Source organism: Streptomyces albidochromogenes, from assembly GCF_005981925.1.
GTDB lineage: Bacteria > Actinomycetota > Actinomycetes > Streptomycetales > Streptomycetaceae > Streptomyces > Streptomyces albidochromogenes.
In genome coordinates this window covers 1-4,072 of record NZ_VBVX01000447.1, presented here as the reverse complement: position 1 = coordinate 4,072, position 4,072 = coordinate 1, and the positions used below count along the sequence as shown (strand labels likewise).

2 protein-coding genes are annotated in these 4,072 nt (G+C 69.1%); one reads left to right on the top strand and one right to left on the bottom strand.

Annotated features, from left to right (window positions below):
- Positions 1-361: 361 nt before the first annotated feature.
- Positions 362-1,090 carry a transglycosylase SLT domain-containing protein gene (locus tag E2E34_RS32115; RefSeq protein WP_138905367.1) on the top strand — a complete coding sequence of 243 codons (729 nt, stop codon included), beginning with the start codon at positions 362-364 and terminating at the stop codon, positions 1,088-1,090.
- Positions 1,091-1,168: 78 nt separating this feature from the next.
- Here E2E34_RS32115 and E2E34_RS32110 read toward each other — a convergent pair whose 3' ends face one another.
- A complete protein-coding gene (locus tag E2E34_RS32110) occupies positions 1,169-3,718 on the bottom strand; it encodes an ABC transporter ATP-binding protein/permease (RefSeq protein ID WP_425573334.1) in 2,550 nt (849 codons plus the stop codon).
- Positions 3,719-4,072: the final 354 nt, after the last annotated feature.

Sequence of the window (4,072 nt, the reverse complement as noted above, 5' to 3'; positions counted from 1 at the left end):
GTCGAACGGGAGGGGGTGGGGTGGTGGAGCCGTTGTGGCTCGGGTGCCCGACGAGGTGCGGCTGCACCCTGGCGGCATCCCGCGAAGGGGTGACGCTGAGCATCGCACGTGCAACTCATGGTGAGTTCGTGACGTGCCCGATGTGAGCCCGCGCATAGGACTCACGTCACTTACGAAGGGGTGTAGTGGACGCATAAGGGGCGTCTGGGCTGGGTATCGCCCCGCGCCAGGCCCCCGCACGGGGGTCCGCGTCCACTACCGGGGATCGTACGTCACACCTTTGCCACAGGATTTTGCGGACGCTAACAATGGCTGCCGTCGCGGACTCCGCGGCTTCCGCTATTCGAAGAGGTACGTCTGCATGTCCGCGTCTCGCACCCCTGGCTATAGCCGCCTGAACAAGAACCACAAGTTCTCGATCGCCGGTGTCGCCGCCCTCGGCGCCGCCGCCCTCACGTTCTCGCTCGTCCCCGACAACGCGTCGGCCGAGGCCGACACGAAGTCCGTGGCCGCCGCAGCCCCGGTTGCGTGGTCGGCAGCCGCCGGCAGCGCCCAGGCCAAGACAGTGCACTCGAGCATCACGCAGCAGCAGGTCGGCGCCGACAAGGTGGCGAAGGCAGTGGCCGAGGCCCGCGCGAAGGCCGACGCCAAGGCCCAGGCCGCCGCCAAGGCGAAGGCCGCGGCCGACGCCAAGGCCAAGGCCGAGGCGAAGAAGCGCGCCGACGCGCGTGCGGCCGCGAGCCGTGCCGCCGCGCGCAAGCCGGTCTACGCGAACAATCTCGACGGGTGGATCCGTGAGGCGATGTCGATCATGAAGAAGCACGACATCCCCGGCTCCTACGAGGGCATCCACCGCAACATCATCCGCGAGTCCTCCGGCAACCCGCGCGCGATCAACAACTGGGACATCAACGCCGTCAACGGCATCCCGTCCAAGGGCCTGCTCCAGGTCATCAAGCCGACCTTCGACGCCTACCACGTCGCGGGCACGAAGCACGACCAGTACGACCCGGTCGCCAACATCGTCGCCGCCTGCAACTACGCGGCCGACCGCTACGGCTCCATGGACAACGTCAACAGCGCCTACTGAGCCTGACGTCCGAGAGTGTGCGAAAGGGCGGCACCCGCGTGGGTGCCGCCCTTCGGCGTGTCCGGTGCCCGGGTGCCGTTACTTGCGCATGACCTCGGGCTCGTGGCGCCGCAGCAGGCGCACGACCAGCAGGCCGCAGAGGACGCCGATGCCGAGCAGCACGCTCATGTCGAGGATCCACTGCCCCGCCGAGTGGTCCCACAGCCCGTCGAGGTTCTGCGGGTCCCACGGCATGGTGACGTTGAGCTGCGCGGTGGTGCCGAGCGCGGCCACCGCCCAGCGCGACGGCATCAGCCACGCGACCTGCTCGATGCCGGGGCTGTCGTGGAGCTGGAAGAGCACGCCGGTGAAGACGACCTGGACGATCGCGAACATCACCAGCAGCGGCATCGTCTTCTCTGCGGTCTTCACCAGCGCGGAGATGATCAGGCCGAACATCATCGAGGTGAAGCCGAGCGCGCTGATGACGATCGTCATCTCGATGACCGGGGTGTCCTCGAACAGGACGCCCTCGGCCGGCAGCTTGGAGCGGGCGCCGAAGCCGATCGCCGCGATGATCACGCCCTGGAGGGCGGTGATGAAGCCGAGGACGATGACCTTGGACATCAGGTACGCCGAGCGGGACAGGCCGGTGGCCCGCTCGCGCTCGTAGATGACCCGTTCCTTGATCAGCTCACGGACGGAGTTGGCGGCGCCGGAGAAGCAGGCGCCGACCGCGAGGATCAGCAGGATCGTGCCGACGTCCTTGTTGATCAGGCGGTTCTTCTCGGGGCCGAAGCCCAGGCCGCTGTCCGCCGGGATCACGGTGCTGACGATGCCCAGCACGGCCGGGAGGATCAGCATGAGGCCGATGAAGCCCTTGTCGGACACGATCACCGACACGTAGCGGCGGATCAGGGTCCACAGCTGCGAGCCCCAGCTCTGCGGCTTGGGCGGGCGCATCTGCTGCGGGGGCGGCATGTGTACGGACTGCGGGGCGACGGCGTCGATGTCCGCGGCGTACATCTGGTAGTGCTGGGAGCCGCGCCAGCGGCCCGCCCAGTCGTAGTCGCGGTAGTTCTCGAAGGCGGAGAAGACGTCGGCCCAGGTGCTGTAGCCGAAGAAGTTCAGCGCCTCCTCGGGCGGGCCGAAGTAGGCGACGGAACCGCCGGGGGCCATCACGAGGAGCTTGTCGCAGATCGCGAGCTCGGCGACCGAGTGGGTCACGACCAGGACGGTGCGGCCGTCGTCGGCGAGGCCGCGCAGCAGCTGCATGACGTCGCGGTCCATGCCCGGGTCGAGGCCGGAGGTCGGCTCGTCGAGGAAGATCAGCGATGGCTTGGTCAGCAGCTCCAGGGCCACCGAGACGCGCTTGCGCTGGCCACCGGAGAGGGAGGTGACCTTCTTCTCCTTGTGGATGTCCAGCTTGAGCTCGCCGAGCACCTCGTTGATGCGCTGCTCGCGCTCGGCCTCGGTGGTGTCGGCCGGGAAGCGGAGCTTGGCGGCGTACTTGAGGGCCTTCTTGACGGTCAGTTCCTTGTGCAGGATGTCGTCCTGCGGTACCAGACCGATGCGCTGGCGCAGCTCCGCGAACTGCTTGTAGAGGTTCCGGTTGTCGTAGAGGACGTCGCCCTGGTTGGCGGGCCGGTAGCCGGTGAGCGCCTTGAGCAGGGTGGACTTGCCGGAGCCGGACGGGCCGATGACCGCGATGAGCGACTTCTCGGGTACGCCGAAGGAGACGTCCTTGAGGATCTGCTTGCCGCCGTCGACCGTCACGGTGAGGTGGCGGGCGGAGAAGGAGACCTCGCCGGTGTCGACGAACTCCTCCAGCCGGTCCGCGACCAGCCGGAACGTCGAGTGGCCGACGCCGACGATGTCGGTGGGGCCGAGGAAGACGGTGCCGGACTTGGGGATCGGCTGACCGTTGACGTACGTGCCGTTGTGGCTGCCGAGGTCGCGGATCTGGAAGCGGCCGTCGGGGGTCGCGGTGAACTCGGCGTGCAGGCGCGAGACCTGGAGGTCGGAGACCACCAGTTCGTTCTCCAGGGCACGGCCGATCCGCATGACGCGGCCCATCGAGACCTGGTGGAACGTCGTCGGGCTGCGGTCGCCGTACACCGGCGGAGCCCCCGCGGCACCGCCGGCCGGGGCGCCCTGCTGATGCGGTGCCGGTGCCTGGTGCGGCACCTGCGCCTGCTGCGGGGCCTGCTGCCAGGCCTGCTGGGCCTGGTGCGGCTGCTGCTGGGGCGCGTCCTGCGGCTGGGCCTGGGGGGCCCAGGCGGGCGACGCCTGCTGCTGGGGTGCCTGGTGGGGCGCCGCCTGCTGCTGGGCCATGGCGCCCTGCCCGCCGGGGACGCCCGCAGCGGACAGGCTGAGCCGCGGGCCGTCGGTGGCGTTGCCGAGGTGCACGGCGGAGCCGGGGCCGATCTCCATCTGGTGGATCCGCTGGCCCTGCACGTACGTGCCGTTGGTGCTGCCGTGGTCCTCGATGACCCAACTGCGGCCGCCCCAGCTGACGGTGGCATGCCGCCACGAGACCCTGGCGTCGTCGATCACCAGGTCACCCTGCGGATCACGCCCGAGGGTGTACGACCTGGACGGATCGAGCGTCCAGGTCCTTCCATTCAATTCCAGTACGAGTTCCGGCACTCCGCGCCCCACTAGTTGTCCCCCGAGTTACCCCCGTCGCAGGGAGTCTAGGGATGCTGAACATCGGGAGGAACTATTTCAGGCCCGGTCCCGAATTAGAAAGTCGAGCCCCTGATGACCGTCCGGGGCTGCCCGTCGGCGTGGGAGAAATGGCTCCTGAGCGTGGTAGTCCGGGTGAGTCCGGACGGATCATGCGTGAAGGGAGCAACTCGGGTCAGTCCGGCACGGATCGGGGGGCCCTGGTGCGTACAAGCGGCAGGGGCGGCCTGCGGCGGGGCGCTGTGCGGCTCGTCTTCCGGCTGCCGGTGGTTCGGCCGGCCCGGCGGGCGGTGGCTCGGGGGACGGTCCCGGGGG

What these genes read in the sequence shown, in the direction of transcription:
- E2E34_RS32115 (WP_138905367.1), top strand. Translation starts at nt 362, where the DNA reads ATGTCCGCGTCTCGCACCCCTGGCTATAGCCGCCTGAACAAGAACCAC.